The sequence below is a fragment of the Streptomyces sp. NBC_00012 genome (genome assembly GCF_045040875.1).
Lineage (GTDB): Bacteria > Actinomycetota > Actinomycetes > Streptomycetales > Streptomycetaceae > Streptomyces.
Genome location: NZ_CP108310.1, coordinates 50824 through 72667, shown reverse-complemented (window position 1 = coordinate 72667; position 21844 = coordinate 50824). Strand labels below are relative to the sequence as shown.

The 21844-nt window shown below is 67.6% G+C and carries 17 protein-coding genes and 3 pseudogenes; 9 read left to right on the top strand and 11 right to left on the bottom strand.

Annotated features, from left to right (window positions below; translation table 11 throughout):
• Positions 1 to 846: 846 nt before the first annotated feature.
• Positions 847 to 1305, bottom strand: coding sequence for a hypothetical protein (locus tag OHA19_RS39245; RefSeq protein WP_331750617.1), 459 nt, complete (start codon positions 1303 to 1305; stop codon positions 847 to 849).
• 411 nt (positions 1306 to 1716) lie between these two features.
• Here OHA19_RS39245 and OHA19_RS39240 point away from each other — a divergent pair, with 411 nt between their 5' ends.
• Positions 1717 to 3429 carry an IS1182 family transposase gene (locus tag OHA19_RS39240; RefSeq protein ID WP_331750616.1) on the top strand — a complete coding sequence of 571 codons (1713 nt, stop codon included), beginning with the start codon at positions 1717 to 1719 and terminating at the stop codon, positions 3427 to 3429.
• 299 nt (positions 3430 to 3728) lie between these two features.
• Entirely contained in the window at positions 3729 to 4028 is a 300-nt protein-coding gene (locus OHA19_RS39235; protein WP_405722882.1) for a hypothetical protein, read from the top strand.
• A gap of 8 nt (positions 4029 to 4036) precedes the next feature.
• On the opposite strand, the gene OHA19_RS39230 is transcribed toward OHA19_RS39235, so the two are convergent.
• From OHA19_RS39230 to OHA19_RS39205, 6 genes and pseudogenes are all read right to left on the bottom strand, one after another.
• Complete coding sequence (locus OHA19_RS39230) at positions 4037 to 4684, bottom strand: transposase (protein ID WP_331750615.1); 648 nt, start codon at positions 4682 to 4684, stop codon at positions 4037 to 4039.
• A gap of 360 nt (positions 4685 to 5044) precedes the next feature.
• The gene (locus OHA19_RS39225; RefSeq protein ID WP_331754052.1) at positions 5045 to 5695 is read right to left on the bottom strand and encodes a group II intron maturase-specific domain-containing protein; all 651 of its coding nucleotides are present in this window, start codon (positions 5693 to 5695) and stop codon (positions 5045 to 5047) included.
• Positions 5696 to 5783: 88 nt separating this feature from the next.
• A pseudogene (locus tag OHA19_RS39220) lies at positions 5784 to 5954 on the bottom strand (group II intron reverse transcriptase/maturase); the annotation flags it as partial.
• A gap of 46 nt (positions 5955 to 6000) precedes the next feature.
• A protein-coding gene (locus OHA19_RS39215; protein WP_331734386.1) for an IS3 family transposase occupies positions 6001 to 7205 on the bottom strand; the annotation gives its coding sequence in 2 pieces (ribosomal slippage) (positions 6001 to 6914 and positions 6914 to 7205; 1206 coding nt in all).
• A 65-nt stretch (positions 7206 to 7270) separates the two neighbouring features.
• A pseudogene (locus tag OHA19_RS39210) lies at positions 7271 to 7717 on the bottom strand (group II intron reverse transcriptase/maturase); the annotation flags it as partial.
• A gap of 595 nt (positions 7718 to 8312) precedes the next feature.
• Positions 8313 to 9110 carry an ISL3 family transposase gene (locus OHA19_RS39205; protein ID WP_331754047.1) on the bottom strand — a complete coding sequence of 266 codons (798 nt, stop codon included), beginning with the start codon at positions 9108 to 9110 and terminating at the stop codon, positions 8313 to 8315.
• A 374-nt stretch (positions 9111 to 9484) separates the two neighbouring features.
• On the opposite strand from OHA19_RS39205, the gene OHA19_RS39200 reads away from it, so the two are divergent.
• A complete protein-coding gene (locus OHA19_RS39200) occupies positions 9485 to 9967 on the top strand; it encodes an Imm21 family immunity protein (protein WP_331734568.1) in 483 nt (160 codons plus the stop codon).
• Between the two features lie 40 nt (positions 9968 to 10007).
• Here the strand turns inward: OHA19_RS39200 and OHA19_RS39195 are convergent, their stop codons facing one another.
• Positions 10008 to 11600 (bottom strand): ISL3 family transposase, encoded by a 1593-nt coding sequence (locus OHA19_RS39195; protein ID WP_331754044.1) that lies wholly within the window; start codon positions 11598 to 11600, stop codon positions 10008 to 10010.
• A 261-nt stretch (positions 11601 to 11861) separates the two neighbouring features.
• Positions 11862 to 12326 carry a MarR family winged helix-turn-helix transcriptional regulator gene (locus OHA19_RS39190; protein WP_331750611.1) on the bottom strand — a complete coding sequence of 155 codons (465 nt, stop codon included), beginning with the start codon at positions 12324 to 12326 and terminating at the stop codon, positions 11862 to 11864.
• A 57-nt stretch (positions 12327 to 12383) separates the two neighbouring features.
• On the opposite strand from OHA19_RS39190, the gene OHA19_RS39185 reads away from it, so the two are divergent.
• The 6 genes and pseudogenes from OHA19_RS39185 to OHA19_RS39160 form a co-directional block, all read left to right on the top strand.
• Positions 12384 to 13250, top strand: coding sequence for an SDR family NAD(P)-dependent oxidoreductase (locus tag OHA19_RS39185; protein ID WP_331754039.1), 867 nt, complete (start codon positions 12384 to 12386; stop codon positions 13248 to 13250).
• A gap of 173 nt (positions 13251 to 13423) precedes the next feature.
• Positions 13424 to 15658 carry an MMPL family transporter gene (locus OHA19_RS39180; protein ID WP_331754037.1) on the top strand — a complete coding sequence of 745 codons (2235 nt, stop codon included), beginning with the start codon at positions 13424 to 13426 and terminating at the stop codon, positions 15656 to 15658.
• A 194-nt stretch (positions 15659 to 15852) separates the two neighbouring features.
• Entirely contained in the window at positions 15853 to 17172 is a 1320-nt protein-coding gene (locus tag OHA19_RS39175; RefSeq protein ID WP_331750608.1) for a histidine kinase, read from the top strand.
• On the top strand, positions 17169 to 17846 hold the full coding sequence (locus OHA19_RS39170) for a response regulator transcription factor (protein WP_331750607.1): 678 nt from the start codon (positions 17169 to 17171) through the stop codon (positions 17844 to 17846). The genes OHA19_RS39175 and OHA19_RS39170 overlap by 4 nt, the downstream gene beginning before the upstream one ends.
• Positions 17847 to 18037: 191 nt before the next feature.
• Entirely contained in the window at positions 18038 to 19315 is a 1278-nt protein-coding gene (locus OHA19_RS39165) for a metallophosphoesterase (protein WP_331750606.1), read from the top strand.
• A 70-nt stretch (positions 19316 to 19385) separates the two neighbouring features.
• Positions 19386 to 19583: pseudogene (locus OHA19_RS39160) on the top strand (IS5/IS1182 family transposase); the annotation flags it as partial.
• 20 nt (positions 19584 to 19603) lie between these two features.
• Here the strand turns inward: OHA19_RS39160 and OHA19_RS39155 are convergent.
• Positions 19604 to 19969 carry a transposase gene (locus tag OHA19_RS39155; protein WP_331754033.1) on the bottom strand — a complete coding sequence of 122 codons (366 nt, stop codon included), beginning with the start codon at positions 19967 to 19969 and terminating at the stop codon, positions 19604 to 19606.
• Between the two features lie 403 nt (positions 19970 to 20372).
• Positions 20373 to 21791 (bottom strand): hypothetical protein, encoded by a 1419-nt coding sequence (locus OHA19_RS39150; RefSeq protein WP_405722874.1) that lies wholly within the window; start codon positions 21789 to 21791, stop codon positions 20373 to 20375.
• Positions 21792 to 21844 lie beyond the last annotated feature (53 nt).

The window sequence follows — 21844 nt, the reverse complement described above, 5'->3', positions numbered from 1 at the left end:
GGGAAAAGGGATGGCGGCGCAACTCCTGTGCGTCGAGTTCCACTGGTGATCGGTAGGCGGCGGGCGGATCACGGCGTGGCCGCAGCCTTGGAGGCCGAGCGCTACCTCGCCGCCCTCAGAGCGGTCGAGTCCAAGCCGACGACCGCCCCCATCCCGGCCTGACCAACACTCACAGACGGGGCCGCCCGGAACCTCCGGACGGCCCCGTCGCCCTCGCTCAAGCCAGCATCGAGAACAAGCCGATCACCTACCGTGACAGCGGCTTGCCAACTAGCGCGCTGCACCTTTGCCAACTACGCAGCGACACATCCGTCTGGCCAGCGACAAGCTGCACCGCCATTTGCCAACAAGGCTGCGTAGTCACAGATCGGTGTGACTGCTCATGCTTGTTTGCGAATGCTCGTGCTTGTTGGCGAGACTGGCTGCGGGACTGATCAGGTCACGTTGAGTTACGAACAAGATCGGTGATCGCCTGTGGACGGCGGGCCCGTTGTGCAGCCGAGGAGACGCTCACGTCGAGGCTTGGACACCGGCAGCGACTCTCCGTGATCAAGTGTGTCCCAGTGGTCGCCAACTAGCGTGAGCAAAATTCGCCAACTACGTTGAGCAGCCCTGCCGATGACCAGCGCAGATCAATCGACGCTTCCGCCAACTATCGCGAGCGGTCACAATCGGTACTTGGCCACGTTGATTTCTTGTTGGCCAGCTCGGATTTCGACCGTATCGGGCACTACGAAAAGGCGGTCTCGAAGGGGAGGCCCCCGCGAAGTGTCGAGATTCGGCAGAACGGCGGAGATACCTGTGTTTCTCGCACCCTGCGGGTTGCCCTTGCCCAGGGAGGAGGACTCAACGCCGGAACTGCCTCAAGTGCTGGGCGGCTGCTGATTGGAAGGCGTCGTGTGCCCGGCGGGCTCGGTCTTCCGAGCCGTCGATGGCTGGACGATCGTCGTGTGCGTGGTTTTTGATCTCACTAGACGCGTCAACCAGAGCAGTCGCCAAGCGTAGGAGCGTTGCGTTGTCGGTCGCGAGGGTGAGCGCGGTCACGGCCTTGGTCACTCCGCACTGTGCCTCGAACCGGCCCGTCTGTAGCTCCAGACTTTCCGCCTCGCCCGTCCCGCGGACGACATGTTTCAGGTACTGGTGGCGGCGATAGTCTGTCGCGGCACCGAGCAGGCTGGCTACTGCAGCAGCCAGCGCTTGCCGATCACGATCACGGCGGGCGGAGAGAGTGATGAGGTGCTGCATAGCGCCCGCCGCAAGAGCACCGAGCAGAGTGCCCAGCACGGCGATGATCGCAGTTGCCACAAGATTCCCCTTCTGCTGTCCTCCTTCCGTATTAGCGGACGCGTTCTCCACCCAAAGCCGGTGTTACCAAATTGATTTGAAGGTACGAGATCAGGTCCTGTCGCGACTGAAGGAGGGCAGTGTCTCGATCCAGCGACTGAGGGCCAACTATCGGTCAACGCTCTGCCCACATTGGAATCAACGAAGCACTGTGTCCTGACACGTTCGGTGGAGAGCTGGCCACTTGCCTCGCAAAGTCACAAGGGCCGCGTCTGTCTACCGTGGTCGGCATGATGGCTTCGTACACGACAGTGAGCAGCGTTTTGACAGCAGTTCGGACTCTGCTGCGCAATTCGCTGCGGGGTAAGGCCGGGTCGGCGATGATCGTTGGCGGGGTCGCCTTCCTGTCGTGCGGCCGTGGAGGCGGTACAAATGTCGATGCGGCCGGTGGGGTTGCCGGAGATCCCGGAACAGACGGTGGTGGTGGCCCGGGCGGCGTTCCCGAAGGGGAGTTTGCCGATACGGGTGCGGGATCGCCTCGCGGAGGTCTTCGTTGATGAGCCGTTCACGGAGGCGTTCGGGGTGCGGGGTGCTCCGGGCCTGTCGCCCGGGGCGTTGTCGCTGGTGACGGTGTTGCAGTTCGCGGAAGGCCTGACGGACCGGCAGGCCGCGGCGATGGCGGTGCGGGCGATCGACTGGAAGTACGCGCTGGGGGCGGAGCTGACGGATACCGGTTTCGATGCCAGCGTGCTGTGCAGGTTCCGGGCCCGGCTCGCGGACAACGGTCTGGAGCGGGTGGTCTTCGACCGGCTCCTGGAGCACTGCAAGGAGGCCGGCCTGGTGGCGGCCGGGGGCAAGCAGCGCACGGATTCCACCCATGTGATCAGTGCGGTGCGGGACTTGAACCGTCTGGAGCTGGCCGGGGAGAGTGTGCGGGCGGCCCTGGAGGCCCTCGCGGTCGCGGCACCGGCCTGGCTGGCCGGGCCCATCAACGTGACGGAGTTCGCCGAGCGGTACGGGCCGCGGGTCGACGGCTGGCGCATGCCGCCCTCGCAGGCGAAACGTGACCGTCTCGCCCGGGTCTTCGGGCAGGATGCCCTCGCCTTGTGCCGGGCGGCTTGGGCCGATGACACTCCGGCCTGGATTCGCGAGATCGAGGCCGTCGGTTTGTTGCGGCAGGTCCTCGTGCAGACCTACATCGTCCGGATCGATGCCCGGGGACGGCAGGTGATCAAGAAGCGGGACGCCGACGACGGCGTCCCGCCCGGTCAACTCCGCCTGACCTCCCCCTACGACTCTGACGCACGCTGGGCGGCCAAGGGCGACGACCTGTTCTGGATGGGATACAAGATCCATCTCACGGAAACCTGCACCACCCTGCCCGACGCCGACGCCGACGCCGATGCGGGGACAGAGGTGATGCCGAATCTGATCACCGACGTGCACACCACCGACGCGACCGTGCCGGATGTGAAGGCGACCGCCCCGATCCAGCGCAAGCTCGCCGAGCACGGGGTGAAGCCCGGCGAGCACTACCTCGACTCCGGCTACCCGTCGGCCAACCTGATCACCAAGGCCATGGAACAGGGCATCCGCATGGTCACCCCGGTCCTCCTGGACCACTCTGCCCAGGCCAAGGCCGCCGAAGGCTTCGACAAGAACGCCTTCGCCATCAACTGGAAGACCCGCCAGGTCCGCTGCCCCGCCGGCAGGACCAGCTCCCACTGGAACCCGGTGAAGCAGCACGGTAAAGACGCGATCGTCATCACCTTCAGCGTCCTGACCTGCCGGGACTGCCCTCTCCAGAAGCAGTGCACCACCTCAAGGACCGGGCGCCGCACGCTCACCCTGCGGCCCGAGGAACTCCACGAGAACCTCGCCCGGGCCCGCGCCGAGCAGAAGACCAGCACCTGGAAGAACAAGTACGCCCTGCGCGCCGGAGTCGAGGGCACCATCAACCAGGCCCTCGACATCACCGGCATCCGCCGGGCCCGCTACCGCGGCCTACCGAAAGTCCGCCTCCAACACGCCTTTTCCGCCAGCGCACTCAACGTGATCAGGCTCGACGCCCACTGGACCACAGGCCCCCTCAACCGCCCCCGCACCAGCAGGCTCGAACGACTCAGCTACCAACTCTCCGCCTGAACGAATTGCGCAGCAGAGTCAGTTCGGGAGGCGCTGCGGAGGCTGGCCCGCGTCGAATGTTCACGGCTTTGAGCAGCAGCTCGGGGGCCGTGGGCGAGGTCGGCCGTCTGCCGCTTCCAGAGGGGCTGGGCAAAAACGCTGGCTACGGGGGCAGGTGGTCCGTCGTGGCGGCACCGTTGCCGGGTGCCAGACCCGTGATCCGTGTTGCTGCTCAAAGCCGGGTTCTGGCTCACTTTCCGTGGAGGGCTGACTGAGCGTGATGTCAGTGGTGTGTGATGGGATGGCCGGACTCTGCTGCCGTGACCTGCTGGGAGCCCGTCTCGATGCCCGTGTACTCGTCTCTGACCCACGCCCTGGCCGAGGCCTTGGTCGACGTCCTGTGGTTCATCGAGGGCAGTGAAGACGAGCAGATGGATCCGGACGACGCCGTCAAGGTCCTGGAGGGCGTCGCTCACCTGGTCAGCAAGCTGTCGAGCGACCAGCGGAACGAGTTGATCGACCTGCTCAGGACGATGGCCGAAGCCGAGTCCGACCCCGCGCGGCGGGAGTTCCTGGAAGGGTTCCCGGAGGGCTTTGGGCTCCTTGATGATGCGGTCTGACCTGTGCTTCACGAGTAGAGCAGGACGCGTTTGCGCAGGAGGGCGAAGCCGGCCCGGCCGAACATCTGGCGTTTGAGCATCTTGATCCGGTTGACGTGGCCTTCGACGACCCCAGAGCTCCACGGCAGGGTGAGGCCGGCGATGACTGCATCACGGTCACGGTCGATGCCTGCGGCGAGTGTGTGGAGGCCGGGAAGGTTGTCTCGCCGGACGGCATCGAGCCACTCCGGCAGCCGTTCGCCCTGGCGCTCGGTGAGCATCTGACCGAAGGAGCGGACGTGGCCTGTGAGTGCGTCCAGCTCAGGGCAGTGGACCAGAACTGCCTTGAGCCGAAGGTGCTCCGTTTCGGTGAGGGTCTCCGGCCGACGGAGGATCCATCCGGCGACGACCCGGGGTGACGGTGGCCGAGCCGTGACGCGGCCCGGCGAGAGCCGCTTCTCCCGGAAATAGGCGCGAACCCGCTGGTAGCTGCCCTGATAGCCAAGCGGCACGATCTCCTCCCACACCGTCCAGGCGTTCGTGCAGCCTTGGTTCCAGCGGTCATCCAGGTAGGGTTTGAAGGCGTCGAGTTTGGATGGCCGGCCCTGCCACTGCCCGTGGAACAGGTCCTCCGGGGTGGCTGCGTCGGCGAAGAGCTTGACGGTGCGGAAGGTCATGCGGAGTTGGCGGCCAATCGCCCTCCGGCTGAGCCCGGCTGCCAGTAATTCGTGGACGGTCGCGTGCTTGACGCGGGTGCGGTCAGCGAAGCGGTGCCCCCTTGGCCAGGGCGAGCCGGAAGGGTCTTCGAACTTCTCCGGTTCGGGGGCAGGCTGGGCTGGATCTGGCGCCAGGACCTGCAGACATCCGCGGTGGTCTGCGACGCACCGTTCTGCAGCCTCGCTCAGGTTGTCGGGTCGGGTCCGGGCGCGGTTCCTGGATCACTCCAGGACCGTTTCCCGGACCCGCCCGCCGAACCCGGCGTGCGACTTTCACCGCACCGGGCTCTCCACGAGATCATGCCGTCAGAATCGGTTCGGTCAGAGCTCCGGCCAGGGTGTTGGGATGCTGTTTCCTCGGTAGCGGTAGCGGGTGACCGGCACCGTGGCGAGGTTGAACAGTTCGATCCCTTCCATGCGGATCGCTCCCCATCCTTGCGGAGTGTGGAGCCATCGCCGAATGGCCCTCCACGTCATGCGGTTGCGGTGCATCACCCAGTGCACGACTCGCCACCAAACGAAGGTGGCAAGGCGCGAAAGGGTGTGCTTGGCGACCGCGTGCTTGAAGTAGTTGGCCCAGCCGCGCTGGATCTGGTTGATCCTGATCAGCGCGACCCTGTAATCGAGATGCGACAACCTGAGGGTCAGTGACTTGATCTTCCGTTTCAGCGCCTCGACCGGCTTGTCGGCGATGAAGGTGTAGACGTACCACTTGTCCGTTCCCCGCTTGCGGTTCCACACGATGCGGAATCCGAGGAAGTCGAACCCGTCTGCCAGGTGAACGATCCGGGTCTTCGACGGCGACAGGGACAGCCCCATCGTCGCCAAGACCCCACTCACCTGCGCGCGAAGTTCTTCGACGTGTCCCCTGGTCCCGTGAACCATGACGACGAAGTCGTCCGCGTAGCGGACGAGTCGCCAGGTGCCCAGGCCATGTTTCCGTCGACGTTCGCGGTCCCGTCGGGTTGCCATCGTGTTTGTCCACTGCTCGGCGGCGAAGTCGTCGAGCAGTGGATAGAGCGATGTTGGCCAGCAGGGGTGAGAGGATCCCTCCCTGGGGCGTCCCGGAGGTGGTTTCGTTCCGTTCGCCGAGCTCAGTCATGATCCCGGCCTTGAGGAACGCCTTCACCAGCGCAAGCACCCGCTTGTCCTTCAGCCGCATCCGGACGCGGCCCATCAGGGCCGTGTGGTCGATGCGGTCGAAGCACGCCTCGATGTCAGCGTCCAGCACCCATCGGTAACCCTGGGGGGCCTTGACCCCGAATCCTGAACACGGTTTAGGCGGCTGGTGCCAGCGTAGTTGGTGTGTGGTGGAGGGTGTTCTCGAAGGCGATCGGTGATTGTTGTCCGAGGCGGGAGTGTCGGCGCCGGGTGTTGTAGCGGTGGAGCCATCTGAAGGCGTCGAGTCGGGCTTCGCTCTCGTCTGGCCAGCTCTTTCGCCCTTGGAGAGTTTCGCGTTTGAAGGTCGCGTTGAAGGACTCGGCGAGTGCGTTGTCCGCGCTGGAGCCGACCGCGCTCATGCTCTGCCGAACCCCTGCTGACCTGCAGGCTTCGGCGAAGGACCTGCTCGTGTATTGGGCTCCGTGGTCGGTGTGCATGATCGATCCGGCGAGGCTGCCTCGGGTGCGGACGGCTGCGGCCAGGGCGTCGGTGACGAGGTCCGCACGCATGTGGTCGGCGATCGCCCAGCCAGCCAGACGTCGCGATGCGAGGTCGATGACGGTGGCCAGGTAGCAGAACTTCCCGCCGTCGATGGGCAGGTAGGTGATGTCGCCGACGTATTTCGTGTTCGTAGCGGCGGCGGTGAAGTCGCGGCCGATCAGGTCGGGCGCCCTGGCCGCGGCCGGGTCGGGAACGGTGGTGCGGTGCCGGCGGCGCAACCGGACCCCTTCGATCCCGAACGTCCGCATGATCCTCGCGACCCGCTTGTGATTGACCGCCTCACCGCTCGTCTCGCGGAGCTCGGCGGTGATCCTCGGGGCTCCGTAGGTGCCGTCCGATTCCTGGTGCACCGCCCGTATCCGGGCGGCCAGCCTCGCCTCGGCCGCCTGCCGGGCAGCCCGGTCCACAGCCGTCCGGCGCCAGTAGTAGAAACTCGAGCGGGCAACGCCGAGGATGCTGCACAGCCGCTTCACGCCATAGCGGCGCTGGAGGTCGGCGACACACTGGAAGCGGTTCACCAGCGCGTCTCCCCGGCGAAATACTTCGCCGCCTTCCGCAGGATCTCGCGTTCCTCCTCCAACTCGCGGACCTTCTTGCGCAGGGCTGCGTTCTCCGCCTCCAGCGGGGTCGGAGGCTGGGCCGGTTCCTGCGTCCGGCGTCCCCGGGGCCGACTCACCCCGGCCGCCCTCACCCAGTTCCGCAGTGTTTCAGGGTTGATCCCCAGATCGGCGGCGACCGACCTGATCGTCGCCTCCGGCCGCGACTCGTACAGCGCGACCGCATCCGCCTTGAACTCCGGCGGGTAGTTTTTCATGACCACGAGATGTCCGTTTCTCAGATCCTCAGGATCCAGTGTCTCGTGTGTCCAACATCAGGGGTCAAGGCCCGGGTGCCGAACAGATGGATCTCGGCAATCGCGTCGTGCGCGCGTCGGTTGGGGCGGAACCCGTATGAGCACGGACGAAAGTCCGCCTCGAAGATGGGCTCCATAACCAGCTTCAACGCGGCCTGGACCACCCGATCCGCGATGGTCGGGATTCCCAGACGGCGCAGTTTCCCACCCGCCTTGGGGATCATCCGTTCGCGCACCGGCATTGGCCGAAAGACCCCTGCCCTCAGCTGAGAACGGATCTGCTCCAAGTACGCTTCCGCCCCGAATGCCTGCACGTGGTCGGCGCGAAGGCCGTCCACGCCCGGCGTTCGGCCTCCGGTGTTGCCTGCGACCCGTTCGAATGCCACTACCAAAGTGGCCGGGTCACACACGAAGTTGAATACATCGTCGAACCGGAAGCCGTGATCGGCTACCGCCCAACGGTGCAGCTTGATCTGCATCTTCCGTACCCGTAGCTCGGCGTACTCAGCCACCGGCCACGTGACCGGGGCATCCACCCTGGTGACTTCGGACATTGCAGTACCTCCCATGCAATCTCGCTGCCGCCCTTCGCCATGTGGCCGGCTCTCCCGGCCTCGGACTACTACGACGGCTCCGCCCCTTGCCCAGCCTGTTCGGCAGACGATGTGCCCAGCCCGTCCCGGCCGCGCTGGCAGCGCGGACGAAGGGCGAGACCGGGAAGGTTCCCGTGTTCACCGATCGATCGATCGACGGAGTAGGCACCCGGCTATACCCCCGCGGCATCGCCACAACTAACCCGCAGCACTTCGCTGTGGCCTCCCGGGCCGTCTAGCACAAACCACCCGGAAGTTCCCCGGCACCAACAACCCCGGTGCGGGTGCGCGCCGCTACCAGCCCAGATCCGCCAGGTTCGAGCTGGTGGCACCTTAGGAGGCTTCACACACCGGTTCCTCGCGTATACCTCTCCATCTCGCTCGCCGGACCCGCACCATCTGGCAGTGCTGATACGTCCCGGCTTTGTAGGGGCCCCTTGCCACCCTCCCCGGCATCTCCCGGATCAGGCTGCCCCCAGCTTCACCGCCCTGCTGCGACAGGACAGCGGCGAAGGTCTCCCACCTCCACTCGATCAAACGGCGCTTCACGGCGCACGTGCCAAAGGTGCCACCGGTCCGCAACTTGCACCGCCTGTGGTGCCCCGGCCGTGGCACCTTCGGCGAAGAACGGTGCCCGATCGCGGCAGACCACCTCCACCCCGGGCCGTTTCGTGAGCCAAGCGGCCAGGCTGGACGCCTCCCTGTCGGGCAGCAGGTCCACCGGCCTACGGCTTTCGACGTCGACCAGGACAGTCCCGTAATGACGCCCTTTGCGGGTCGCGTACTCATCGACGCCAACCACCCGCGGGGCCGGAACTTCCGGGTCGGGCAACGCCTCGACCAGCCTCAGCACCGTACTGCGGCTCACGGACACGCCGAACACGCTCGCCAGGCGGGCACCGGCCCGACCGGCGAGGGCGAGGCCGACCCCGGCCAGCGTCGACCGCAGACGCTCGGTCCGCCGGCCGTACCGACGGGTCAACCCCGGCATCTGCTCGGCGAAGGTTCGCCGCCCACACGAGATAACCGAGCAGAGGAACCTGCGGACGCGCAAACAGAGGATGACCCGTCTGCCCCCGCTGGGTACATCAGCGGGAAACCGCAGATAGGAGCAGTGAATCCGCCGTGACCAGCTCCCGCAGCCAGGGCAGACAGACCCGGCCACCGTGCTCCGGGCCTCAATACGTACCGCCTCATCGTCCACATCGACCGACAGCACCACCACGTCCGAGATCGACGGGAACAGCAACTCCTCCAGCCGGAGCACCACTTCTTCCACGAGCTGAACCGTCAGCCACACCGCATCCGCTACGGGTCAATTTCAGGCAACTTCCCCAGGACTCACTCGCCTGACAGTCGTCACTCAGCGTGCATGCTCCACGGAATGTGAGCCAGAACCCAAAGCCGTGAACATCGGTATCGCCGCCGCGCAGGTGCCTCCCGCAACGGTGAACAACTGCTGACGCGAGTCGGTTCTGGCACAGATCTTGGGGAGCGATCGCGGAGGGTGACGGCATCGTTCGATTGCAAGGGATAGTCGCGGACCTCGGGCCCGTCACCGCGCACCCCGACCACCACAGGCATGAGGCCGCCCTGTCCGACCCGGCACATACGCTGTCGCCACGAAACTGAGATCCTGAAGCTGGAGGCGGCGTGTCTTTGACGTGGCTGGAGACGGAGGGCGGCCCGTTCATCGTGGTTCCACGCTCCGCGCTGGTGCACTGGTCGGGAACGGAGGGCGACTACGACCGGGCTTGCGAGGTGATGGATCTCGTTGGAGTCCTCGCACTGGCCGACGGAGCCGAGGCGCTCGTCCTCGGGGACGAACCTCTGTCCACCGCCTACCTTCCTGAGTACCGAGTCCTCGTCCGCTGGTGCTACGCGGAGAGCGAGGAAGGTGTCGCTGACATCATCCGGGTTGGACTTCTCACCGCAGAGTGGGAGGAAGGGCCTGAACTGAGCACTACTGGCGAGCTCGTCATGTTCGACGCCGCCTACTTCGGCACCGAAGTAGGGACACTCACGGCCAGCACCGCTCTCGAACTCGGTGCTGGCCGCTACCGGGTGGACTCGGCAAGCGTCGAACCCGATCACCTGACGTCCTTTCGTGTCCACCGATTTGTCGAGCTGGCCTGACCCGACGTTGGTACAGATCCTGGGGAGTCGTGGCTGAGGGTCACTGAAGCAGGATCATCTTGCGTAGGAGTTCGAATCCGGCTCGCCCGTAGAGCTGCCTCTTGATCTTCTTGATGCGGTTCACGGCGCCTTCGATGCTGCCGGAACTCCAGTCCAAGGTGAGGCCGGCTGTCACGGCGTCGCGGTCACGGAGCAGGTGAAGTGCGAAGCCGGTGAGGCCGGGTAGTTGGCTGGCCTCGACCGCGTCGATCCAGGCAGGGAGCATGGCGCCGAGGCGGCCCGTGAGTAACTCTCCGAAGCCACGGACATGCCCGGCGGCCACGTCCAGTTCGGGACAGCGAGCCAGGACATTCTTCAGGGCGGTACGTTCCTCCTCGGTCAGGGCCGTGGGGTGACGGGTGAGCCAGCCGGTTACCTGCCGCACTGTCGGAGGCCGCGGCGGCGCGCTGGCCGGAGCCGTGCGCAAAGTGGCGATGTGGGCGCGAACCATCTGGTAGGTGACGGGCGCGTTGTCGGCGAGGAGTTCACGGTGGAGGTGGGTGACGCTGGTGCATCCCTCGGCAAATCGCCGTTCCAGGTAGGGCTTGTAGGGGTCCAGCCTGCTGGACCGGGGCCGGTTCTCGCGGATGGTGTCCTGCCAGCGTGCGGCGGTCGCGTACCGGAGCACGGTGTTGAGGCCCCAGCCCAGGTGCCGGGCGATCGCCCGGCGTGAGTGGCCTTGGGTGAGCATCTGGTGGACCAGGGCGTGTGCGGCCTTCTTGCGCTCGGCCCGCCGGCCGATGGGTTCGCAGTCGTCCTGCGGCCGACTGGACTCTGGGCTGATCGCCTCCAGCAGTGTGCCGCTGGGCGACGGGCTGCGCAGGCAGTCGCGGTGGGCGGCGACGCAGGTCTCCACGGCCCGGCCGAGGCCCTGCCACAGATGGAACCGGTCAGCGACCTGCAGGGCATCGGGGGCACCGCGCCGGGCACCTTCGGCGTAGGCGCCGGATCGGTCCCGGCAGATGATCTCCACGCCGGGGTGACGGATCAGCCACGCGGCCAGCGGCCCGGCTTCACGCGTCGGGAGCACATCGACCACGCGATGGGCTTCCACGCAGGTCAAGACGGTGGAGTAGGTCTGCCCGCGGCGGATCGCGAAGTCGTCCACGCCCAGCACACGCGGCGTGCTGAACTGCGGATCGGGCAATGCCATGACCCTGCGCAGCAAGGTCATCCTTCCCGCGCCGAAGCCCAGCTGGGCGGCCAGCCGGGCGCCGGCTCGCCCGGCCAGGGCGAGCCCTACTCGCTCCAGGGCGTGGTTGAGCCGAGTGGTGAACCGTGCGTACGGGGCGGCCAACCGTGAGAACGGCTCGGCGAACGTCCGGCGCGGACAGTCCGCCGCCCTACAGATGAAACGCCGGACCATCAACCGGATCACGAAGCCCTGCTCAGCGAGCGGAAGATCCTTCAACCTGCGGTGATAGCGGTCGTGCACCCGGTTTGAGAAGCGGCCGCAGTCGGGACACTCCGCCCCGGCCACCCGGCCTCTCGCCACCACCTCGACTGTGCCGAAGACAGCGGTCACCGCTTCGACGTCCACCTCGTCGATACCGTCGAACACGAGCGAGTCCCAGAATGATGCATCGGTTTGCATGACCAGCACGATCACCGTTCACGGCCGACCACGGCAGAGACGACCAAAGACTTGACGGAGCGTCATTTTTGGCTACCGGACGACCAGGCGTACGCGGTCTCACGCGACCCAGCCCCTCACAATCGAACACCAAGGTGACGCTCAGCGACCGCTCCCCAAGATCTGTGCCAGAACCCGCGAGTCGTGAACAAAGCCACCTAGGGCAGCAGCGGCGCTTCCGCACCACAAGGCCTCCCCCAGGCGATTTCTTCCGTGCGTGTGTCAGCCGGTCTTGTCGCCGGTGAGGGCGATGTCCAGGTGCGCGAGGAGCGTGTCGAGTGTGGCCAGCTGGTGCGGTTCGAGCCGGCCGAAGTACTGGCGAAGTACGTGCGTGCCCGCTTCTTCCGCGGCCCTCAGTGCCGTGCGGCCGGTGTCGGTGATGGAGACGGTCTTGCGGCGGCGGTCCTCGGGGTCGCCGGTCCGGGCGACCATGCCGAGGCGCTCAAGACCCTCCACGATCTGGGTGACGGAGCGCGGTGCCTGGCCGAGGGATGCGGCCAGCTCCGCCTGGTGGAGCGCGCCGCGGCCGTCCAGTACCTGAAGGACCTTGGTGCGGGACAGGGACAGGCCGGCGGTCGCCGTCGTGCGCTGGTCGACCTGTTCGCGCAGGCTGTACGCGAGGGTGAGGAAGGTCAGTCCCACCTGCTCCGGGGCGCTGCCCGTCGTCGTTGATTCGTGCTGCTCCATGGTTCGGGTATCCTCGCACAACAGTATCGTGAGGTACCTCACGAAAGGAGTTGTGAGATGGATCGTCCCGTCGCCGTGATCACCGGAGCCACCTCCGGACTGGGCCGCATCGCCGCCTTCGAGCTGGCCCGCCAGGGCTACCGCATCGGCACCGTGGCCCGCTCCCGCAGCAAGGCGCAAGCCCTCGTCGCCGACCTGAGGGCGGTGACCGACGAGCCCGTCGACGTCTTCCACGCCGACCTCGGCCTGCTCTCCGACGCCCGCCGCGCAGGCGAGGAGATCGCCGCGCACTACTCGCGCCTGGACGTCCTGGTCAACAACGCCGGCCTCCACGCCTTCGCGCAACGCGTCACCACCGAGGGCCTCGCGGACATGACGGCGGTGAACTACCTCGGTCCGTTCGTCCTGACCGAGGCGCTGACGTCGAAGCTCGGCGCCTCGGCACCGGCCCGGATCGTCAACGTCGCCTCCGAAGCGGCCCAGCAGGCCAAAACGATCGCCCCGGCCGAGGACCTGCGGCGCACCGAGCCCTACACCCGCCGGGAGTCGATGCCCCTGTACGGGCGCACCAAGCTGATGACCATCATGTGGACGCAGGAGCTGGCCCGCCGCCTGGATGCGGACAAGGTCACCGTGAACTGCTGCGACCCCGGCTTCAACGCCACCGGCCTGGGCCGGGACCTGCCCGGCTCCGCCGTCCTGCAGCGGGTGCTGAACACCCTGAGGATCGGCGATCCCCGCAAGGGCGCCGGCATCATCGTGCGGCTCGCCACCGACCCGGCGCTCGCGGGCACCACCGGCGGCTACTTCTCCGCCCGCGACGCCCGCCCCCTGCAGTGCCCCGAGCCCGGCCGGGACGCGCGCGTGCAGCGGGAGCTGTGGGACGCGACCGCGGCACTTCTCGCCGCCCACCCGGCTGGCTGAGACCCGGCACACCCGCCTCAAGGAGGACACCGGGGCGGTACCGGGGTACCGCCCCGGGCGCGGATTCGTCCTCCAGTAGCTCTTTTCGGCCGCACCCGACTCCTACGTTCATGGGCGGAGCCTGTCGGGCTCGCCCTCACACATCCGTTTTTCTCCTGGTGGGAGTAATTTTCGTGGCCACCTTTCTCTACCGGCTCGGCCGGCTCGCCTTCCGGCGGCGCCGACTGGTGCTGCTGGCATGGATCGCGGTGCTCGTCGCCGCGGTCATCGGCGTCAGCAGCGTGTCGGGCAGTACGACGGACGACTTCACGCTTCCCGGAACCCAGTCGCAGCAGGCCATCGACCTGCTGGAGAAGGAGTTCCCGCAGGCCTCGGCCGCCGGCGCCACGGCCCGCGTGGTCATCGAGGCTCCGGACGGGCAGAAGCTGACGTCCGCCGCGCACAAGCAGGAGGTGGAGTCCCTGGTCGCCGATCTGCGCAAGGCACCGCAGGTGGCGAGCGTCACCGACCCCTTCACCGCCAGCCTGGTCAGCTCCTCGGGCAGCATTGCCTACGCCCAGGTGACCTACGCCGTCCCGCAGGCCGACATCACTCCCGCCGCGTCGGACGCCCTGCACGAGGTGGCGGACAAGGGCAAGAAGGCAGACCTGAACGTCAGCCTCGGCGGCAACGCGGTGCTGGAGGGGGAAGAGAGCAACGCGGCCGAACTGATCGGTCTGCTGGTCGCCGCCTTCGTCCTGGTCATCACCTTCGGTTCGCTGGTCGCGGCCGGGCTGCCCCTGCTGACCGCGATCGTCGGCGTCGGCATCGCCCTGTGCGCCATCACCGTCGCCTCGTCGTTCGTCGACATGGCCTCCAACGCGCAGACCCTGGCGCTCATGCTGGGTCTGGCGGTGGCCATCGACTACGCCCTGTTCATCGTCTCCCGCTACCGGACAGAGCTGCGTGAGGGGCACGCACCCGAGGAAGCCGCCGGGCGCGCCCTGGGGACCGCGGGCTCGGCGGTGGTCTTCGCCGGTCTGACCGTCGTCATCGCGCTGGCCGGTCTGAGTGTCATCGGCATCGCGATGCTCACCACCATGGGCCTGGCCGCGGCCTTCGCCATCACCGTCGCCGTCCTGGTCGCGCTCACCCTCCTGCCGGCCACGCTGGGCTTCACCGGTACCCGCGTGGCTAACGGCCGCCTCACCACGCGTCGCGTGCGGGCCGAGCAGCACGGCCGGCGCGTCACGATGGGCGTTCGCTGGGGCCGATTCGTCACCCGCCACCCCTGGAAGATGGTGCTGGCCTCGGTCGTCGGCCTGGGCGTACTGGCCATCCCGGCACTGTCGCTGCGGCTGACCCTGCCCGACGACAGCATGGCCGCCCCCGGCAGCACCCAGCGTGTGGCCTACGACACGCTCAGCAAGGGCTTCGGGCCGGGCTTCAGCGGCCCGCTCACCATCGTCGTCGACGCACGGGACAGCGACGACGCGAAGACCGCGGCCACGGACACCTCCGCCATGCTGGACGGCCTCGACGACGTCGCCACCGTACGGCCCCCGGTCTTCAACGAGGCCGGTGACGTCGCCTTGATCACCGCGGTGCCGAGCAGCCCGCCCACCAGCCAGGAGACCGTCGACCTGGTCGCCGACATCCGCGACCGCAGCAACGCGGTGGAGAAGGACAGCGGCACGCAGGTGATGGTGACCGGCACGACCGCGCTCAACATCGACGTCTCCGCCAAGCTCGGCGAGGCGATGGTGCCGTACCTGGCCATCGTCGTCGGACTCGCACTGGTCCTGCTGCTCCTCGTGTTCCGCTCGGTCCTGATCCCGATCAAGGCCGCGGCCGGCTTCCTGCTCAGCGTCGTCGCCACCCTCGGCGTGCTGGTCGCCGTGTTCCAGTGGGGCTGGCTCAAGGACGTCTTCGGCGTCGACGAGACCGCTCCCATCGTCAGCCTGCTGCCCATCCTGCTGATCGGCGTGGTCTTCGGCCTGGCCATGGACTACGAGGTGTTCCTCGTCTCCGGGATGCGCGAGGCGTACGTCCACGGCGCCGGCCCCACCGAAGCGATCGTCACCGGGTTCCGCCACGGCGCCCGCGTGGTCACCGCCGCCGCCATCATCATGATCTCCGTGTTCGCCGGCTTCCTCCTCGACGACATCGCCCTGGTGAAATCCATCGGCATGGGCCTGGCCACCGCGGTCCTCTTCGACGCCTTCGTCATCCGCATGACTCTCGTCCCCGCGGTGATGACCCTGCTCGGCGCACAGGCCTGGGCACTTTCCCGCTGGCTCGACCGCCTCCTGCCCAACGTCGACGTGGAGGGCGAGAAGCTCCGCCAGGTCCTGGCCGAACGCGACCGCCACGCACACGTCCCCGCGCAGAGCGACCAGGAGCCGACGGCACCCGCCCCCCTCGGGTAGGCACGACCACGGCACGCCCCGATCCCGCCCGCCGGCCCCCATCCCCCGAGGGGCGGCAGGCGGTCCCCGGGGGCCCGGACAGCACACCGTGCACCGCACATCGGCTGTCCGGGCCCCTTTGCCCCCGCCCGCCGGTTCACGCTCCCCGAGGAACGGCGGGCGGCCTGCCCGGACAGCGAAAGGCCCCACCTGTCATGAGCGAGCCGACCAGCCGAGAACCCCTACGCGCCACCTCGCCCCATGCCTCCCGGCTTCCGCGGTCACTGACCAGCGACCCCGACCACCGCGTCACGGTGTCGATCATCAGCGGGCTGGCAGCATGGCGGATCCTCGACCGCGACCACCCCCGGCTGCGGCTGTGGGCCGTGCCCGTCTTCTGCGCCGCCCTCGGCCTGCCCTCCCTGCTCAACCCGGCCAACCGCGCCCACCTGCCCAGCGAGATCGTCCTCACCCTCGCCTACACGGTTCCGCTGCTGTGGCGAGAACGCCGTCCCGGCCTGGTGTTCGCGATCACCACAGCCGCCTCCGTCCTCGCGCTGCCGCTGAACGTTCTCAACGGCGCCGACGCGGCCCGGATCGTGGCGCTCTACAACGTCGGCCGCTACGGCAGGCACCGTCAGCTGGTCATCGCCTGCATGGTCACCGCCGCCCAACTCATCGTCTGGGTCGCGGCGTTCTGGGGAAGCGGCCAGCTGCAACACGCCAAGCGCCCGGAAATCGTCACGCTGCTGGCCATGCTCGCCGTGACCGCCTGCGCCGGACTGGCCCTCACCGGACGTCTGGCGAAGGCCTACATCGTGGCTCTGGAGACCGAGAGGGACCAGCAGACCCGACTGGCCGCGGCCTGGGAACGCACCCGCGTCTCCCACGAGATGCACGACATCCTCGGCCACACCCTGGCCGTGATCATCGGCCTCGCCGACGGAGCCGCCGCCCTGGCCAGGTCCCGCTCGGAGAGATCCGCCGACACCCTCGACCTCATCGGTGACAGCGGCCGCGAGGCCCTCGCGGAACTACGCCGCCTGCTCATCGTGGTCGACAACCCCGCGACACAGCGGGACACCGCCTCGCTCGCCCCGCAGCCGACCCTTCAGGACCTGCCCGCGCTGCTCCACCGCGTCCGCGCAGCCGGCCCCACCGCCGACCTGCACACCGACGGGGACCTGACACCGCTCAGTCCCGGCCTCCAGCTCACCGTCTACCGCATCGTGCAGGAAGCCCTCACCAACACCCTCAAACATGCCGCGGCCGACACCACCGTGTCCGTCGACCTGCACAGGAACGAGGAGTCCATACACGTCACGGTGGAGGACATAGGCCCGTCGAGGGCGGCGGACAGCGAACGGCACGGCAGGCACAGCGGGCAGGGCCTGGTCGGTATGCGCCACCGCGCCGCCCTGTACCAGGGCCGCATCAGCGCAGGCCCGACCCGCGCCGGCGGCTGGCGCGTCCACACCGTCCTCAGCACCTCCCGCACCATGCCCAGCGCCGTCACGGAGAAGCCCCGCATATGACCACCGTCCTCATCGTCGACGATCAGACCCTGCAACGACTGGGCTTTCGCATGCTCCTTGAAGCACAGCCGGACATCTCGGTCGTCGGCGAAGCCTCCCAGGGCCAGGAGGCCGTGCGCCTGACCGCGGAACTCCGCCCGGACGTGGTCCTGATGGACGTCCGGATGCCCGGCGTCAACGGCATCGAAGCCACCCGGCGCATCGTCGAATCCGGCGGCCGTTCGCGGGTCCTGGTCCTGACCACCTTCGACCTCGACGAGTATGCCTACGAGGCCCTGCGGGCCGGCGCGGCCGGCTTCTTCCTCAAAGACGCACGCCCCGAGGAACTCGTCGTCGGCATCCGAACCGTGGCGGCCGGCGACAGCGTCATCTCCCCGAGCCTGACACGCAGACTCATCGACGCCTTCACCACCTCGCACCCACAGCGGACGCCCGGCGCTCCTGTCCTCAGCCCCGAACAGCGACGACAACTGGCCGCCCTGACCGAACGCGAACGCGAAGTCCTCGGCGCCATCGCCACGGGATGGTCCAACACCGAGATAGCCGCCCACCTCCACCTGGCCGAGTCGACGGTCAAATCTCACGTCAGCCGCATCCTGGCAAAGATCGATGTCCGCGACCGCGTACAGGCCGTCATCTTCGCCTACGACGTGGGCCTGGCCCACCCCCACTGAACCCGCACGAGCAGGCACCTGGACCCCAGATGCCGTCGTCCAACGCGGCCGTCCCGCCGCCCCGGCGCCGCCGCCCCCGACCGTTCGACAACCCTCCCGGAGCACCCCGCCGCCATGCACCGACACCTCGACCCCAGCACCCACGACGGGCGATCCGTCTCCAGTCCGTTCCCACCGGCTCAGGCAGCGGCGTGAGCACCCTCCTGCAGGAAGCCACCGTCGCCGCAGCGAGCATCGTCACCTCGGCCGCCGCACACCGCTACCTCTACCTGAGGCTCGTCAAAGACGTCACAGCGTCCGCCCGGTTGCGCCGCGCGGGCAGGGCCACGGCGGTCGCCCTCACGATCCTGGTCCCCACCGGTGTCCTCGCCGCCCAGTACGCGAACCCCACACGCATCGCCTGGCTGGCATGGCCGGCCTTCGTCTGGGTCGCCCTGGCCGCCTACCTGCTGATGACGCTCGTCGTCCTGGAGATCCCCGTACGCCTCACCGCGCGTGCACTGCGGCGTCGCACAGAATCCGGCCCCGTAGTTCCCGCGCAGGCCCCCCGAGTACCGGTCGCCCAGCAAGGCCAATCCGTCGCGGCTCCGGTCACGGGCGACCCGGATCCCCAACCGGCCCAGGACGCATCGCAGATGATGGACCGCCGTCTCGTCCTGGCCCGCTCGGTCGCGCTGCTCGCCACCGGTACCGCCGTAGCCACCACCGGCTACGGCTTCCACCGCGGCCTGGGAGCACCCGACGTGAAAGTCGTACCCGTGGCCCTGCGCCGACTGCACCCCTCACTCGACGGCATGCGCATCACCATGGCCAGCGACCTCCACCTCGGGCCGTTCTTCGGCCGCTCCCACACCGCACGCATGGTCCGCATGATCAACGACACCTCGCCCGACATCGTCGCCATCGTGGGAGACCTCTCCGACGGCAGCGCCGAAGACCTGGCCACCCACGCCGCGCCGCTCACCCGGCTGTCCTCGACCCACGGCGCCTTCTTCGTCACGGGCAACCACGACTACCGCCACGACATCGACGCCTGGATCGCCACACTCGCCGACTTCCGCGTCACCACGCTGCGCAACGCCCGGACACTGATCGAACATCGGGGCGGAGCCATCGACCTCGCGGGCGTCACCGACGTCACAGGCAAGCAGAACCGCGACGCACCCGACTACGACAGGGCCCTCGGCGATCGCGACGCCTCCCACCCCGTCGTCCTGCTCGCTCATCAACCCGTGCAGGTGCACGAAGCCGCCCGGCACGAAGTCGATCTCCAATTGTCCGGGCACACACACGGCGGAGCCTTCTTCCCCGGCAACCTGCTCGTGCCACTGACCCAGCCCCTCACAGCAGGACTGGCCACCGTCGACCACACACAGCTCTACGTCTCCCGCGGAGTCGGAGCATCCCTGCCGCCCATCAGAGTCGGAGCACCACCCGACATCACAGTCATCGAACTGCGCAGGCAATAACGCACAGGTGGCGTCGGCGATCAGGACCAGCACGGCCCGACCGTTCCGACGAGGGCGGAAGAAGAACCATGCCATCGGCCGATCCCGCGGAGGCCTGACCACCAAGGTTCACCTCGCCGCCGACGACCGGTGCAGGCAGCTGGTCTTCGTGCTCACCGCCGGACAGGCCGGCGACGCCCCGGCCTTCCCCGACGTGATGGCCGGCCTGCGCGTTCCTCGCCCACGAGGACGGCCCCGCACCAGACCGGACGTGGTCCTGGCGGACAAGACGTCCCACGCCGATAAGCGTCAAGCCGCCGCTGCAGCAAGTTCGGGTGACGGCTGCGGGAAGGCGATTGCTTCGTCGTAGATGTGACCGTTCTGGAGGCAGTAGAACAGCATTCCCATGAAGCGGTTGAAGAGGTTCCTCTGTGCGGCGACGTGGCGGTCGCCGGCCTGTCGGCGGCGGTCGTAGTGGGCTCTGGCGCCTGGTGAGCGGGTAAGGGGGACGAAGGCCCAGACATAGCCGACGGCAGCCAATCTCTGATTCTTGATCTTCCGACTCATGACCATGCAGCTCTTGCCGCTGGACCTGGTGACCGGGGCGCTTCCTGCGTAGGCCTTGAGTGATCCGGCGTTGGCAAAGCGGGTCCGGTCATCGCCGATCTCTGCCAAAATCCGGGCGCCGGTCAGTGAGGCGAGTCCGGGAAAGCTGCGGATGATCGGGGCATCGTGATGCTCTGCGAAAGCTTGCGTGACGGCTTCTTCGAAGCGTTCTCGCAGGCGGTGTTCAGCTGCCTGAGCAGGGCGGATGTCTGATGCCCGAGGCAGGGGCTCTGATCAGCAGGAACGTTCGAGGTAGGGCTCTATGAACTGTTGCAGCCAATGCAATTCATCCTGTTTGCGCCCAGACCATGCGCCAGGTGTCGTCCCACTCGCACCCGCAGCCGTGGCCCGGGTGCGGGTGCCGTAAGAAGACGCCGTGGGTGTGGACGGCGCGCGGGATGCGGGGGATGAGTACCGAGGGGTCGTCGCCGGGGTAGAGGTACTGGTGAAGAGGCAGTGTTTGAAGGCTGCGCTATTCGGTCATCTCGCGGGCGGCCAGATAGTCGGTCCAGCTGTTTTGGGCGAGTCGGGCCCAACTGTGGGCGGTGCCGGGGTGGATGCCGAAGAGGTCGCTGATCACGATGGGCGGCATGTCTGCCACGGCTTCCAACATGGCGGTGTTCCGGGCGGTGATCACTGAGACGTCGTGTTGCCTCAACAATCCGTGGAGATGGCTCTCACTGATCGGCCTGCCAGGGAAGTGCCCGGGGAACAGGTAGGTCGGGCCGCTCGTCTGCGGGGGCTTGAGCATGAAGCGGCCCACCGGGCGTGCCTCTATCTGCCGCTCGATGAGACGGGCCAACTTGGGTGGGAGGAGGACGGGGTTGCGGTCGATGGTGAGGTATGAGCTTTCGCCGTCGCGGTGGAACCGGTCGCATGTCAGCTCGGCGGCGCGGGGGATCGTGAGGGCGTAGAGCCCGACCAGCACGCCCGTGATCCGAACTTCGAGCGGGATCGTCTCGTCGTTCAGACACCGCTTCAGCTGTGCTTGGTATTCGTGCTCACCCATGAATTGGGACGGCGGGGCGAACTTCCTGGTGGCGAGGGTCATGCCGCTGATGAGCCGCCGGGCGGTGGCCCAGCGGATGAAGGCGCCTATCTGCCTGTGGAGTGTCGGTCGAGTAGTCAGCCAGAGGTCGAACACCGCCTGGTCGATGGTGTCGAGTTCGAGTTGGTAGTCGTCGAGCCAGGTCAGGAACTTGATGCCGGCACGGATGTCCGCTCGGTCAGTTCCTGCGGCGCCGATCGTGTAGCGGCCTCGAGCTGATCGGCGTCGCGCGTCGCGGATCACGCCCCATTCAGCGAAGGGGCGAATGATTCGGGCTTGGTGCGGCGGCAGGTGCTGCAGTGTCTGGGCGAACCAGACCTCCAGGCGAGCGAGGTTCTCCGGCCGCGCCGGCAGGACGCCGGTGGCCCGCAGAAGCCCGCGCAGGTAGCGGGTCGTTCCGTCCTGGGGCAGAGCATCCAGAGAGGCGTGGGTGATCGTTGCGTTCTGGTCCACGAGCTCGGCGAGGATCCGCGCGCCGGAGTTAGGCCTCCTCAACCAGTTGATCACCGAGATCGGGTGGTCTGCGGCGATGAGTGCGTCCGCGAGAGGCTGAAGTTGCGGGGTGAGGGACCCGTCCTCCTGGCTGAGCAGATCTCGGACTCGGTCGTCGGCGATGCAACGGCCGCAGGCCCCGTCGGTGTAGACGTCGCCGACGGTGCCGCAGCGGTTGCAGGCGAAGGTGATGTCCGTGCCGCAGCAGGGTCCGCAGAGGCCGGCACCGTCATCGTCGCGGCCAACGAGAACCTGGGGCTGTTGGCATCGGGAGCATGGTGCCGCATCCCGCCGGTGCCGTCGGTAGCAGGGGCTGCAGATCGGGCCCAGTGGCCAGAGGGGCGTTGTCACGTTGTTGGGTGTGTGGGTGTCTGACTGTGCGTCGAGGTGTGGTGGGGCCGGGT

What these genes read in the sequence shown, in the direction of transcription:
- OHA19_RS39240 (WP_331750616.1), top strand. Translation starts at nt 1,717, where the DNA reads ATGTCGATGCGGCCGGTGGGGTTGCCGGAGATCCCGGAACAGACGGTG.
- OHA19_RS39230 (WP_331750615.1), bottom strand. Translation starts at nt 4,684, where the DNA reads ATGACCTTCCGCACCGTCAAGCTCTTCGCCGACGCAGCCACCCCGGAG.
- OHA19_RS39225 (WP_331754052.1), bottom strand. Translation starts at nt 5,695, where the DNA reads ATGGCAACCCGACGGGACCGCGAACGTCGACGGAAACATGGCCTGGGC.
- OHA19_RS39195 (WP_331754044.1), bottom strand. Translation starts at nt 11,600, where the DNA reads ATGCAAACCGATGCATCATTCTGGGACTCGCTCGTGTTCGACGGTATC.
- OHA19_RS39190 (WP_331750611.1), bottom strand. Translation starts at nt 12,326, where the DNA reads ATGGAGCAGCACGAATCAACGACGACGGGCAGCGCCCCGGAGCAGGTG.
- OHA19_RS39185 (WP_331754039.1), top strand. Translation starts at nt 12,384, where the DNA reads ATGGATCGTCCCGTCGCCGTGATCACCGGAGCCACCTCCGGACTGGGC.
- OHA19_RS39175 (WP_331750608.1), top strand. Translation starts at nt 15,853, where the DNA reads ATGAGCGAGCCGACCAGCCGAGAACCCCTACGCGCCACCTCGCCCCAT.
- OHA19_RS39170 (WP_331750607.1), top strand. Translation starts at nt 17,169, where the DNA reads ATGACCACCGTCCTCATCGTCGACGATCAGACCCTGCAACGACTGGGC.